12 protein-coding genes and 2 riboswitches are annotated in these 13,406 nt (G+C 48.6%); of the genes, 5 read left to right on the top strand and 7 right to left on the bottom strand.

All coding sequences use genetic code 11. The annotated features are described in order from the left end of the window. Positions 1 to 15 precede the first annotated feature (15 nt). Positions 16 to 1,467, top strand: a complete 1,452-nt coding sequence (locus CKO_RS06595) for a tagaturonate reductase (protein ID WP_012132414.1) — start codon at positions 16 to 18, stop codon at positions 1,465 to 1,467. 159 nt (positions 1,468 to 1,626) lie between these two features. Here the strand turns inward: CKO_RS06595 and CKO_RS06590 are convergent, their stop codons facing one another. Further along, the gene (locus CKO_RS06590) at positions 1,627 to 1,953 is read right to left on the bottom strand and encodes a GFA family protein (protein ID WP_024130336.1); all 327 of its coding nucleotides are present in this window, start codon (positions 1,951 to 1,953) and stop codon (positions 1,627 to 1,629) included. Positions 1,954 to 2,239: 286 nt separating this feature from the next. After that, entirely contained in the window at positions 2,240 to 2,953 is a 714-nt protein-coding gene (locus CKO_RS06585; protein WP_012132412.1) for a GNAT family N-acetyltransferase, read from the bottom strand. 243 nt (positions 2,954 to 3,196) lie between these two features. On the opposite strand from CKO_RS06585, the gene CKO_RS06580 reads away from it, so the two are divergent. Next, complete coding sequence (locus CKO_RS06580) at positions 3,197 to 3,709, top strand: GNAT family N-acetyltransferase (RefSeq protein WP_012132411.1); 513 nt, start codon at positions 3,197 to 3,199, stop codon at positions 3,707 to 3,709. Between the two features lie 358 nt (positions 3,710 to 4,067). On the opposite strand, the gene CKO_RS06575 is transcribed toward CKO_RS06580, so the two are convergent. After that, complete coding sequence (locus tag CKO_RS06575; RefSeq protein ID WP_012132410.1) at positions 4,068 to 4,847, bottom strand: HAD-IIB family hydrolase; 780 nt, start codon at positions 4,845 to 4,847, stop codon at positions 4,068 to 4,070. 202 nt (positions 4,848 to 5,049) lie between these two features. Beyond that, positions 5,050 to 5,124, top strand: a riboswitch (Fluoride riboswitch). A 236-nt stretch (positions 5,125 to 5,360) separates the two neighbouring features. Between CKO_RS06575 and CKO_RS06570 the strand changes: the two genes are divergently transcribed. Further along, positions 5,361 to 5,789 carry a universal stress protein gene (locus CKO_RS06570; protein ID WP_012132409.1) on the top strand — a complete coding sequence of 143 codons (429 nt, stop codon included), beginning with the start codon at positions 5,361 to 5,363 and terminating at the stop codon, positions 5,787 to 5,789. Positions 5,790 to 5,804: 15 nt separating this feature from the next. Further along, a complete protein-coding gene (gene eno / locus CKO_RS06565) occupies positions 5,805 to 7,091 on the top strand; it encodes a phosphopyruvate hydratase (RefSeq protein ID WP_012132408.1) in 1,287 nt (428 codons plus the stop codon). Here the strand turns inward: eno and CKO_RS06560 are convergent. Then, positions 7,088 to 8,623: a MutS-related protein gene (locus CKO_RS06560; RefSeq protein ID WP_012132407.1), complete on the bottom strand. Its 1,536-nt coding sequence runs from the start codon at positions 8,621 to 8,623 to the stop codon at positions 7,088 to 7,090. The two genes, eno and CKO_RS06560, sit on opposite strands and share 4 nt — an antisense overlap. Continuing rightward, a complete protein-coding gene (locus tag CKO_RS06555; RefSeq protein WP_012132406.1) occupies positions 8,620 to 10,179 on the bottom strand; it encodes a MutS-related protein in 1,560 nt (519 codons plus the stop codon). The genes CKO_RS06560 and CKO_RS06555 overlap by 4 nt, the downstream gene beginning before the upstream one ends. 50 nt (positions 10,180 to 10,229) lie before the next feature. Then, positions 10,230 to 10,292: riboswitch (Fluoride riboswitch) on the bottom strand. Between the two features lie 75 nt (positions 10,293 to 10,367). On the opposite strand from CKO_RS06555, the gene CKO_RS06550 reads away from it, so the two are divergent. Then, positions 10,368 to 11,690 carry a glycoside hydrolase family 10-like protein gene (locus tag CKO_RS06550; RefSeq protein ID WP_024130333.1) on the top strand — a complete coding sequence of 441 codons (1,323 nt, stop codon included), beginning with the start codon at positions 10,368 to 10,370 and terminating at the stop codon, positions 11,688 to 11,690. A gap of 40 nt (positions 11,691 to 11,730) precedes the next feature. Here the strand turns inward: CKO_RS06550 and CKO_RS06545 are convergent, their stop codons facing one another. Together CKO_RS06545 and CKO_RS06540 are read right to left on the bottom strand one after the other, a co-directional pair. Then, positions 11,731 to 12,999: a type II toxin-antitoxin system HipA family toxin gene (locus CKO_RS06545; protein WP_012132404.1), complete on the bottom strand. Its 1,269-nt coding sequence runs from the start codon at positions 12,997 to 12,999 to the stop codon at positions 11,731 to 11,733. Then, a complete protein-coding gene (locus CKO_RS06540; protein WP_024130332.1) occupies positions 12,992 to 13,306 on the bottom strand; it encodes a helix-turn-helix domain-containing protein in 315 nt (104 codons plus the stop codon). The genes CKO_RS06545 and CKO_RS06540 overlap by 8 nt, the downstream gene beginning before the upstream one ends. Between the last annotated feature and the right edge of the window lie 100 nt (positions 13,307 to 13,406).

Below are 13,406 nucleotides of genomic sequence, written 5' to 3'. Positions count from 1 at the left end.
AGAAGGGAACCCATTGTGAAAACTCTAAACCGTCGCGATTTTCCCGGTGCCAGCTATCCTGAGCGCATCATTCAGTTTGGTGAGGGAAACTTCCTGCGCGCCTTTGTTGACTGGCAAGTTGATCTGCTGAATGAACATACCGATTTGAACGCCGGAGTGGTCATTGTTCGCCCTATCGAAAGCACGTTTCCGCCGTCATTGAGTACCCAGGATGGGCTCTATACCACGATTATTCGTGGTTTGAATGAAAAGGGCGAGGCGGTTAGCGACGCGCGTTTGATCCGTTCTGTTAACCGTGAAATCAGCGTCTATGATAATTACGATGAATTCCTGAAACTGGCGCATAACCCGGACATGCGTTTTGTTTTCTCTAATACCACAGAAGCCGGTATTAGCTACCATGCCGGTGACGCATTTGATGACGCGCCCGCGGTCAGCTACCCCGCGAAGCTGACGCGCCTGCTGTTTGAACGTTATACCTGTTTTGACGGCGCGCTTGATAAAGGATGGATCATCATTCCTTGTGAACTGATTGATTACAATGGCGAGGCGTTGCGCGAGCTGGTTCTGCGTTACGCTCAGGAGTGGAACTTGTCCGCTGCGTTTGTGCAGTGGCTGGATCAGGCGAACACCTTTTGCTCCACGCTGGTTGACCGGATCGTGACCGGATATCCGCGTGATGAAGTGACGCAACTTGAAGCGGAACTTGGCTATCACGATGCTTTTCTCGATACTGCGGAACATTTTTATCTGTTTGTGATTCAGGGGCCAAAAAAGGTAGCGTCTGAGCTGCGTCTTGATAAGTATCCGCTCAACGTGCTGATTGTTGATGACATCAAGCCGTACAAAGAGCGTAAGGTCGCGATCCTGAATGGTGCGCATACGGCGCTGGTGCCCGTTGCGTTCCAGGCCGGGCTGGATACCGTTGGTGAAGCCATGAATGACCGCGACATTTGCGCCTTTGTTGAAAAAGCCATCTATGAAGAGATTATTCCGGTGCTGGACTTACCTCGCGACGAGCTAATGTCGTTCGCCAGTGCGGTGACAGGGCGTTTCCAGAATCCGTATATTAAACACCAGTTGTTGTCGATTGCGTTAAATGGCATGACTAAGTTTCGCACCCGTATTTTACCGCAGCTACTGGCAGGGCAGCAGGTCAGCGGCGTTTTACCGGCGCGCCTGACGTTTGCGCTTGCGGCGCTGACCGCATTTTATCGTGGTGAACGTCGCGGCGAGACGTATCCGCTCCAGGATGATGCGCACTGGATTGAGCGCTATCAACAGTTGTGGCATCAACATAGCGACGGTCTTATCAGCACACAGGATCTGGTTCATGCCGTGCTGGCCGTGGACGCGCATTGGGGGCAGAACCTGACGCACGTTGCAGGTCTGGTCGAACAGGTCACGACCGACCTGGATGCAATCCTGACGAAAGGGATGCGTGAAGCGGTAAAACCGCTGTGCTAATCATCTGACCCGGCTGCGGCCGGGTTTTGTTTTCATGTTATTTAGTTACAACATACTTTTGAAGGGAAATTAATCGCTGTCTGAAACTTCCGTGCGTTTACCCGTCAGACAGAAAAGGAAGGGCTGGCGAAACAGGCAGACAGGGTGAGGGCGATGCGCTTAATGCGCATGAAGATCTTCATCCTGAGGCTCGTCAAATACGCCAGTTAACAACGCAACGGTAGGCGCATCATCAATTGCGCCTACTGAACTTCCGCAGTGAGAACAAAATGCCCGACTGGAGATATCCGAAGAGCGCCAGACCGCAGGCTTGTCTCCTTGTCCTGTCCACGTCACATCCTGAGCGTCGAACTCAACCCAACTGACCGAATATGCACCTGTATGTTTTTGGCAAATCGAGCAGGAACAGGTATGTGGATTTTTCGGCGCTACCGCCGAAAAACGGATAAAACCGCACAGACAGCCGCCAGTATAGACTTTGCTCATCGTCATTTCCGTTAAACATTCATTTCCCGACACTATCAGATGATCCCACACTCAACCAGTGATGAATGGCAGAAAGGAGAACAGACGCAGGATCATAATGACAAAGCGGGATCTGTGTTGCAACGGAGGCTAAACAGATATCTCAATGGCGGGAAAACCGTGTCTATCTGTCTATTGGAATTTGCCAGCGACAGCGCATTTGTTGCGTTCTTCCGTCAATACACGGGATTAACGCCAACGCGTTATCCACAGAAAGTTTTGGACGGAATGAGTGGATAACTCAGTATTACACTTCAGGCTCCGCCAGATAGTGCCGTAAAGGGTGGATCTGATGTCCACGTTCGTCGAGATTTTCCGTTCTTAGCCAGACAGATATCGCACTGGATATCTTCGGCCACTCGGCGCTAATAATTGAATATGTTGCGATATCCACGCTCCTTGATTTTATGATTTGCTTATCACGTAAGATGCCTTCTTTCCGAAACCCAATTCTTTCAGCAGCATTCATTCCAGCATGATTAAGCGTGTCTGTCTGCCACTCACAACGACGATATTTAAGGACATCAAAAACATACATCAGTAAAAGATAAATTGCTTCCGTGCTTAAAAAGGTGCGTTTTATCGCTGGCGTGAGATGTACATATCCGATTTCCGCAACGCCATTATTCTTGTCTATATTAAAAAGGGCGAGGGTGCCTCGGGCTTTCGCGGATTTATTTTCTATTATGGCATAATATGAAATTCCGCCCTGACTGATGATGCGTTTGATATAGTCAAAGGTTGCTTGCCTTGTCTCGGGGCGTTCATCAGGAAGATAAGTCCAGTCCCGTGGGTCCTCTATGCTATGCCAGCCCTGATAAAGATCATCACAGTGGTAAGTCGCAAGGGGTTGTAAGTGACAGTAACGGCCTGACAACTGGCGCGTGTCAGGTAAAATAAAATCAAGGTTACCCTCAAGATGTCTGCCTACATATTGACCGAAGATATTAAGCTCTTTCATACTCTTCTCCTTAAAATAATAACGACAAGGATTTAAACGAGTAATATCGGTATGTTTATGTGAGTAAGCGACAGGTTCCTTAGTATGTTAACAACAACTGATGGATGTACCCGATGAAAACATTATATATTAACCATAGCATATTTTAATCTTGCTACAGCACTTCTGAGCGCTTTGTGATAAATATCATATTCAGCATTATGTTGTGCGTTAACTTAAATTTAAGCCATTTCAGGAGAGTGTATGAACTTGACCATACGTTATGCTGTACCTGCCGATACCCCGATATTGCAAACGCTGGGGAAGTCAAGTTATTACCATCATTTCAAAGAGTTATGGGATTGTCCTGTAGAGCTTCGACAATTTATTGACAGTGAGTACGCGCCGGACCAACTTGAAAATAGTTTAAATGATCCGTCAGTTACCTGGCTCATTGCGGAAAGCGATAAGCCAGTAGGTTTTGCAAAGATAAGCTGGGACCGTCCAGTTAGCGGTGGTAATCACTCAGGTGCGCTCTTAAACAAACTGTATTTTGCACCCGGAGAAACCGGTAAAGGATATGGCCGAATTCTTTTCGAAAAAGCTATCGAGATAGCAAGGCATAAGGAGCAGCATTTTTTCTGGTTGCAGGTTCTTAAGGGTAACGACAGCGGGCGTCGGTTTTATGAATCCCTGGGGATGCAGCATCTTGCGGATGAGGAATTCACAACGCCTAAGCAAAAAAGCGTGTTACATGTATTTGGAAAATGTATTTAGACATCGCGGGAAGTGCCGGAGATGTGAAACAGAGCCCCAGAATCAACGGAGTCGTGCTGGAGAAAGTGCTTCAGAGACTATAGCGGCCAGCACAAGGATGACTACAAAACCACAGATTCTCCCTTTATCCTCTTTAGTGCGCATAATGTATATTATGTTAAATTGAATTTATGACGCCCAATACAGGCTTACTCCCTTGACTCATAATGCATCCCTCGCCTTTTCTGCATACCTTCCATCGTGTCCTGTGTGAATTCTGCAAACTGTTGGCGGTTATCCTGCGTCAGATTTCATGTAGCGCACGCATTAAAAACCCGGCCACTGTGACCGGATAAGCCGATGGGACCTGCGTTTCTCATTACCTGGCGGCAATAACCGCATCTGCAATTTCCACAAAACCAGCACCTCCCGGGCCACGGGTAATCCACTGCGGAGGTTTCGGGATTTGATCAAGGTAATCTGATACCGTGCTCACTCCAACCGTATGTTCAAAGAATGAAAACATCGGCGCATCATTCGTCGAGTCGCCGCTATACAATACGGCAGAACGTTCGGCATCAATGTCGAGATCGTAAAAATCCCTGAGCACTCGTCGGGCCATAGATAACTTGTCATATTCTCCAGACCAGCCAAGAATCCAGAGATTGTTTACGGTGGTTGTAGCGCCTGCTTGCGTCAATGCGTTAAGTATTAATGAACACTGATGGGCTTCTGGCGGTTTAGCAAAGGCAATGGACGTCATCCTGAAAGGTTGATCGTCGGTAAAATGAGCGGCAGGAATTTCCCTTTTTATCTGTTCCCCAATTTGCGTCAGGCGCTCAGCGACGTCAGGATATTTTTCTGTGCCGTGCCAGAAGAAACGCTCAATGCCATGACCGTCATTTCGCCTTCTGAAAAACACACCTCCATTTTCACCAATGACGCCATCAACTGGCCACATCCGTGCCATCTGGTCGCACCAGCCTGCGGGCGCGGCTGTGACCGGTATCACTTTTACTCCCGCGTTCTGCAACCGTTCCAGCGCCAGATAGGTTTCAGCCGCAAGGCGCCCCTTGTAAGTCAGCGTTTCATCCATGTCTGTGAGAACAAAACGCACATGTTTAAATGTTGACGAATCTGCGGAACAGATCTCTTTCATAAGCACACTCGAAGACTTGTAGATACAATAACTGTCTATAATTAAACGACTTATGGAATTGTTAAAGTCAAAATCGTACTAAGTTATAATTTTTATTGCGTTATTTCCGCCGCAGATTTCGTTGACTACCCTCTCCTTCTTCGCGATCCATGCGTAACAGATTTACTTCTCATTGATTTCCGCCTGAACCTGCTATACGCTTAGTTCACAAGGTGATGGTGTTCCACCTTTCCCAACCGCCGGTTCGCTCGAATCGGATGATGACGCCTGATATACAACTGTTGCTGTTTTTCTTAGGCATGTATGTCGGGTATCGCTATGAATAGTAAAACAACTACTTCATTACTTCCTGAATCTCATCTTTTTGAAAAGAAAGATGTTATCCATGCCTTTGACTATCACAACATCAGCAACAACGTAGCGCTCACCGGCTCTTGTTATGTCCATCGGCCCGTCTGCAACACATTGTTCATTTGCGATGCTGAACGTTTCTCATTACTTGAGAGGTGGCGTATGCATATGTACAAACACGCATTATTACTGGTCCAGAATGAAATCGATGGTGTGCTGTTGCTGCACCATGCTGAACGTCTGGCAAAAGAAATGGGGACTCAGATCACCCTCGGGCATATCAGTTCTGATTACCGGGAGCTGGATTACACGAGTGATGCTTTAACCCGGGATCGGCAATCACATGAAGTGATCGAGGCCAAAGCGATGCTCAGTCGCCTGGCGGAATCCAGCAGTATTCATGTGCAAGTGAAATCAATTATCAGCATTCAACGTTTCAAAGATGTTGAAGCGGTTATCCAACATGAGGATATCGACCTGGTCATGCTGGGTCATAAGAATCGCCTGTTTGGGGTTTTTTCCTCGTTCTCTTTTGAGTTCATCAATCATCTCTCGGTTGATGTGCTGATTAAACATATATCCACTCCATAAAATAAGGTCATTTCTATGAGCTATGAAATTGAACGTGTGATCGCAAGAGAAATTCTGGACTCCCGAGGTAATCCGACCGTTGAAGTCGAAGTCTCCGCCATCGGCGGCGGTGTTGCGCGCGCGTCAGTCCCTTCCGGTGCCAGTACCGGTTCGCGCGAAGCCATTGAGCGCCGTGATGGAGATAAGTCGCGTTTTGGCGGCAAAGGTGTATTGGGCGCGGTTCAGAGTATCAATACTGAAATCGATAATGCGCTGCGGGGATATGATGTCCGCCGCCAGAAAGATATCGATAACCGCCTGATAACTCTTGATGGTACGGAAAATAAAAGTCGTCTCGGGGCTAATGCTATTCTCGGGGTATCGCTTGCCGTGGCGCGTCTGGCCGCGCAGCTATCAAACATTCCGCTGTATCGTTACCTCGGCGGCGTTGGCGCTAACCTCCTCCCGGTTCCTTGTATGAATATCATCAATGGCGGCGTTCACGCTCGCTGGCAAGGCGCCGATTTTCAGGAGTTCATGATTGCTCCCTGGGGCGCAAGCTCTGTTCGGGAAGCCATTCGCTGGGGTAGCGAGGTGTATCAGAATTTACGTCAGGTCTTACTGGAGAAAGGCTTGTCTACTGGCGTGGGTGATGAAGGTGGATTCGCGCCAGCCGTTTCGTCAAACCGGCAACCGCTGGAATTGATTGTCGAAGCGATCGAAAAAGCCGGTTATAAACCTGGCGAGGATATTGTTATTTGCATGGACCCTGCATCCAGCGAATTTTATTCAGACGGAAAATACACCCTGCGCAGCGAAAATGCGCAATTCAGTGCGGAAGAGATGACGCGCTATTATGAGCGGCTGGTCAACGAATTCCCCATTGTTCTGATCGAAGATGGCCTGGCCGAAGATGACTGGGCTGGCTGGCGAATTCTGAGCGATACGCTTGGCAATAAGATTGAACTGGTGGGTGACGATCTTTTTGTGACTAACGTAAAATATATCCAGCGAGGAATTGATGAAAATCTGGCGAATGCCGCACTGATCAAATTGAACCAGATTGGTACGTTAAGCGAGACAATCGAAGCGGTTCAATTGTGTCATGATCATCACTGGGGCAGCTTTATCTCACACCGTAGCGGAGAAACAATAGACAGTTTCATTGCTGATATGACGGTAGGCTTACGCGCCGGACACCTCAAAACGGGAGCGCCAAGCCGTGGAGAACGCATCGAGAAATACAATCAGCTAATGCGTATTGAAGATGAACTTGGCGATGCCGCCGTTTTCGCCGGTAAATCTGCCTTCAGAAAAGGTTAACGCTCTGAATCCTCTCCCGTATTCCGGTATACGGGAGAGGCATCAAAAACATCCCGGTACAGATCTTCGCCATAACTGATATCCAGAGGCACGCCTTCTGCTATTTTGTATGTCCTTTCTCCATCGTCGCGTCGTTCGGCGCACAGGTATACCGTGTCCTGGCGATCCTCCTGATAAAACGAACATGCAAATTCCGCAGTATGCGTAACAAAAAAGAGCTTCACGTTGCTTTCTGCCAGTGCGGTTACCACGCCTCTGATGATTTCGGCCCCTTCCCGACTGTTTGTTGCAGAGAACGATTCGTTAAACAGCACCAGGTCATCACGTTGTAGAGCATCAACAATGTCACTCATTCGTCGGAGCTCTTCATCCAGCTTTCCGCTGACCATATGGCTGTCTTCTTCACATTTGTAATGCGTGAATATCTGCCGACAAAGATCTGCGCTATAACATTCAGCAGAAACGAACATCCCTGTCTGCATCATTATCTGCGCCAGCCCGATACTGCGTAAAAACGTGGATTTCCCTCCCTGGTTTGCGCCAGTGATGATAAAAGTATTTTTATTATCCGTTCTTAATGTGTTGCTAACGATTTCCCGATCCGATGTCAGTGCAAGGCAGGGATCAAAGAGTGCCTCAAACACATGATGGCGTTCTCTTTGATATATCGGGACAGGAAAGCACAGTGGAATATTGCGTTTGTTTAAGGCCTGCGCAAGATTAAGGCATGAAATATAAAATCCTAATTCAGTGCGCAGTGACTTTAGAAAATTAAGCAAATGCGCGGTGGATTGCGCCATTGCGTTGGCGATCAATACGAGCCCTTCGTCCTTTAAGTCGCTTAATGCCCTGAAGCCATTTTCATCACGCGCGGCTAGCTGTACGGTGTAATGCGCTGGCCTTTTTGTCCAAAGACGCCGAAACCATCCTTTTTGCGGGGGATTGGGCCGCCTGAGTACATAGTCTTTGCCCTGATTACCCTGCCCTAATCGCGCGCTGATTAATACGCCTTTTTTGAAAGTCATCTGCTTCAGATGTCTTTCAATAGTGCTCATATAATCATCGTTTAACTCCTGAACAAGCATCGAGAAAAGACGAACCATCCCCGGAGATTCAACGTGATGGATATTTTCTTGTGCGATAATTTTTATTTTCTGTAAATATGTCATCAGGAATTGGGTAAACGAAAGAGACTGATGCAGCACAGCGGAAGGATAATGACCAAAAACGCCGTAGTGAAGTTTCTCCTTTTCCATTTGCAGACATTCAACCACCACGTTATAGAATGTTCTGATAACGTCCTCGTTATACAGGCAATCCCGCAGAATAGCCTGCCTGTACTCAATGTCAGGAATGCCCGATAGCAGCACGGAACATGCCTTCCTGACGACGGAATAAAGAAAATCATCTCCATCAGACAACGCATGAAACAACACCGCCAGTTCCAGATCTTTCATGGCAAATTTGATGTTCTCTGGAATATTATCGTCAACGATAAAATCGTTATCTTTATACATCAGATATGCGTTCATCCGTTTAACCTCGTTTTTATCTGCTCATATGTCAGCCCATGCTTTATCACCAGCGTCGTTGACCATGCGATACCATCGGCCGGTTTTCTGGTGATTTTATAGGTTCTTAATGCCGCATTATTATGCTCAACCGTACTCATTAAGCTGACGATGGACGGGTCTAATGCCGTAAGCTCGTCGATAAACGTTACGCAGACACAAAGCGCATCGAGCATGACTATTTTCTTGATTACCCGTGTTCCCAGATAAATGGCGTCCCGCGATGTGGTTGACGTAAAAATCTCATTCATGATAATCAAACTGTGTGATGTGGCAGCATCAAGGATCGCTTTTATTCTCACCAGGTCGTCATACAGTTTTCCCCGGAGGTTATAAATATTTTCGCTTTTCTCAAAATGCGTAAAAATAGTGTCTGTCAGAAAGAGCTTTGCCTGCCTGGCAGGGACATAAATGCCCAGCAAGGCAAGAAAATGCAGTTGCCCTATCATGCGGGCAAAGGTGGTTTTCCCGCCCTGGTTGGGGCCCGATATGACGAAAATACGTTCATGCTTCTGGAAGCTGAAATCATTGCAGACAACCTTCTCCTTTTTCTCAAGGATGACCTCTGCAAGCGCGAGATCGAAAGCCGCAACAGCCGAAATAGCTTTTTCATCTCGTTGTACCTCCGGGATACAAAACGGCAGCCCTTTCTGCCGAAATTTTTCAATGTATTCCACAACAGCCAGATAAAACTGCACTTCACGTTCAAAAAGATCCAGCGTGTTATCTCTGTAGCGCTTGTTGGCATCTATAAACACATCAAGTTGATGAAACTCGGCGGAAAATAGTCTGGCAACACAATCCAGAACTTGTGCTTCAATATGGTTCATCCCGAAGCTGTGATGTCTACTCTCCACCTCGACATTCACATCATGCTGCTTAAACTTTGAGAACACATCGAGGATCTCATCGCTATAGTTTTTCTCCTGGTGATACCGTTCAACAATAATGGCGTCGCCTTTAATTTTCAGGCCGTACTGAACCGCCTCCAGACTTTTTCTTATCATAGTGGCGGTTGAATATAACCCGGTAAAATTTTCACTCTCAATATACTGATGAAGATAATGCCTGAAATTAATCATACCGTCGGAAGACAAAGACAGCGGCGCTATACGCTCATACAGCGCCGTAACGGCCTGGCAATACAACAAAATGCACTCAAGTTCCCAGCGCCGCTGTTGATAGAAGTAAAACCGGTTTGTTTTTTCTTCTGAAATCTCCCTGATATTCTTCATATCTGTGGAATATGCCATTAGCGCCTTATAGAGCGCATGTATTGTCACATCCTGAATAATTTCCTGTCGATAGAGGATATCCTCCAGACATTCAAGTGGTGAATAAAAGAAAGCGCTGATGCCGTACTCTTCCCGTCCCTGAACAATGCGATCGACGATTTTATCAAGATTCAGATCGACAAAATATGCAGGAGCACGATCGCCCGAAGGGGGTGTATGACGACGACCAGAGGCATATAAAACGGTAATAAATTGCAGCGATGTTGTTGAGGTACGGCGCATAATGACTCCTACACAATACACGTTGACTTGTCCACGCGGGGCAACGTCCAGAATGTGCAGGCATCATCAGCCAGAGGGCGGTTATGAGGAGGAATGCCATCTCCTGTAAAAAACGTAGCAATGAACTCTGTAATTAGCCAGATCTCGTGTAAGATTTTTTGGATTAACCAAACGGAAAATTGGCAAATATGATCATCAGCTCTCGTCACGCTCGTCTTGTCAGCAAAGTAAAAAAACGGGCTACGCTTGTCGCCTCCGCGTTTTTACTTGCCAGTTGCGCCTCAAAACCTCCCGTTTCGCTGGTTACGCCCCCTTCTTCCGCGACGCCAGCCCCATCCCAGAAAAATCAGCAGCCGGTTCGTGGTATCTGGCTGGCAACCGTTTCGCGCCTTGACTGGCCTCCGGTCAGTTCCGTGAATACGAGTAATGCGGCGGTTCGGGTGCGTCAACAACAGAACGCGTTGATCGAAAAGCTGGATAAGCTAAAAAGTCTGGGAATCAATACCGTGTTTTTCCAGGTCAAGCCGGATGGAACGGCGCTCTGGCCGTCAAAAATTTTACCGTGGTCAGATATGCTGACCGGAAAGATTGGTGAAGATCCGGGCTACGATCCGCTACAGTTTATGCTTGATGAAGCGCATAAGCGGGGAATGAAAGTACACGCCTGGTTTAACCCCTACCGCGTATCAGTAAACACCAAACCAGCAACGGTAGCGCAGTTAAACGCGACGGTGACGTCAAATCCGGCGAGCGTGTTTGTGCTGCATCGCGACTGGGTGCGCATCTCTGGAGACCGTTTTGTTCTTGATCCCGGCATTCCTGACGTCCGGGACTGGATCACCAGTATCGTGGCGGAAGTAGTCACACGTTATCCCATCGATGGCGTACAGTTTGATGACTATTTCTATACCGAAACGCCAGGCTCCACGCTTAACGACAATTCGACCTTTGCCCGATATGGTCAGGCGTTTGCCTCAAAAGCGGACTGGCGGCGACACAATACGCAACTGCTGATTGAGCAGGTGTCCCGCACGGTCAAAAACCTGAAACCGGATGTTGAATTTGGCGTCAGCCCCGCTGGCGTATGGCGTAACCGCTCGCATGATCCGGCAGGTTCGGATACGAGGGGCGCGGCGGCGTATGATGAATCCTATGCCGATACTCGCCGCTGGGTGCAACTGGGATTACTGGATTACATTGCGCCGCAGCTCTACTGGCCCTTTGCGCGTGACGCGGCCCGTTATGATGTGCTGGCGAAATGGTGGGCGGATGTGGTGAAACCCACGAATACCCATCTCTATATTGGTGTGGCGTTGTATAAAGTCGGCGAACCGTCAAAGAATGAACCGGACTGGATGATTAATGGCGGCGTCCCGGAGCTTAAGAAGCAACTGGATCTGAATGAATCCGTCTCACAAATCAAAGGCACAATTCTGTTCAGAGAAAGCTATCTTGATCGGCCGCAAACCCAGCAAGCGGTGAACTATCTGAAAAGCCGGTGGGGAAGCTAACCTCCCCACACCCTCTTGCTCCGTGAGACTGACTCAGCCGTCATCCCTTCAGGCGGCTGATATTCCCATCAATCTGTTTTTGGATATAGTTCAGCGTATCGCTCGTGATTTGCCCCGGGTAGAGGTCGGTAGCAATTGCGCTGAACGTCGCCGCAACGTCGCAAATAGTCGCGATGATCTCCGCGACTCTGGTGGCTGGCAATTCGGCTTCCTGTTCACCCAGCGCCTGAAGATGCTTTCTTTCAATATCCAGAGCTTCACCCATCACATCCATCTGATGATAGCCGCCAGGCCCATCGCAATAGGTCACATCATAGGCGGGCGCCAGGGTCCATTGCCCATCTGCGGACATCAAATAAGCGAAGTTCTTAGGATGATCGTCCCGGTTGTTGAACACGACATTAAAGACCACTCGCTCGAAGGCAAGCGCTTTTTCCCGAATATCGTTGGTGCATATTTGCGTCGCACGTAAAAAACTTCGGTAGTCGAGCGAACCAGGCGTCTGGTAATTCGCGCCAGTGAAGGCGGCCAGACTTTGCATGGGCACGCGCATTCCTTGTTCACGATCAAAACGGCGGGTGGCGAATGCCGCTTGCCCTTCCGGCAAGGCGAAATACGTAACGTCAGGCGTCTGGATGCCGCATTTGCGCAGACACGCTGAATAGATGGCTTCGATGGCGCAGACCTCGGCATGTTCCTGTCTGGCCGGGAATTTGACCAGCCAGCTTTCCGCGCCGGCTAACGGCGAGGTTGTGAATTTTGACATGACAGTGTCACGGTAAAGTAATGCTTTTGGCCGTGCCCCCTGTGGTGAACCGCCCATTTGCAATAATTTTTGCAGGAACTCCCCGCCTTCTCCGCTCAGAACCTCCTGCACCTCTGCGGCCAGCTGCACCAGCGGGATCTCTTCTTGCGAGGTAAGTTCGGCCTCAGCCTGTACCGGCTGGAATGTCATTGCCCCCATTGCGTTGCCGCCCACCCAGGTAAGCCGCTCCAGGGGGCCAATCCGGGCGGCATTGAGTCCCCTGCGTTTGAATAAGCGATCCATCAGCAACATTCCCCAGCCATCAGGCAGAGCGTCGTAAACCGGCCCCGGAAGATGTAATTGATGAGCCGGAAAGTCCCTGCGTAATCGCGGCCCCTCAAGCGGTAATGTTAAGCGGGACAGCTCAAAACCTTTGCGAACGGCCTCGTCACTGTATTCAAAGGCGATGACTGGCCGACCGGTCAATGCCGTTGATGAGACCAGCTTGCCCCAGAGCCATCGTTCCCCCCATCCTTCATAGAAGACGTCTATCTGCTCAGGCATCGCTATTTTTCCTCTTCACCCGCTGACGCGTCGCGCTCTTCTCATAACGTAAGATATCATCCAGGCTATCAATTTTGGGCTTGAACAGCGCTTTCAACGCGTCGCCATAACCTAATACCACCGCTACTCTGACCAGATTCTCGAAGCCCACATTTTTGCCTGCTTCAAGGTTTGAAACCGTATTGACGCCAACTCCCGCCCGGGCGGCCACGTCAGCCTGAGTCATCTGTTTTGCCTGGCGTTCTTTGCGTAACCGGTCGCACAGCAGCGTAACAATCTCGGCTGGAGAACTAAGGGTTAAATCCATCATAGTGTCCCTTATCGCAATATTTCTGACGTAATACACAATATTATAGAGTTAATGTGCAACGAAGGCAAAAAGCATAAGCCACTATATAATGGAGTTA

The organism is Citrobacter koseri ATCC BAA-895 (genome assembly GCF_000018045.1).
GTDB lineage: Bacteria > Pseudomonadota > Gammaproteobacteria > Enterobacterales > Enterobacteriaceae > Citrobacter_B > Citrobacter_B koseri.
The sequence above is the reverse complement of the archived record's forward strand: the minus strand, read 5'-3'. Positions and strand labels throughout refer to the sequence as shown.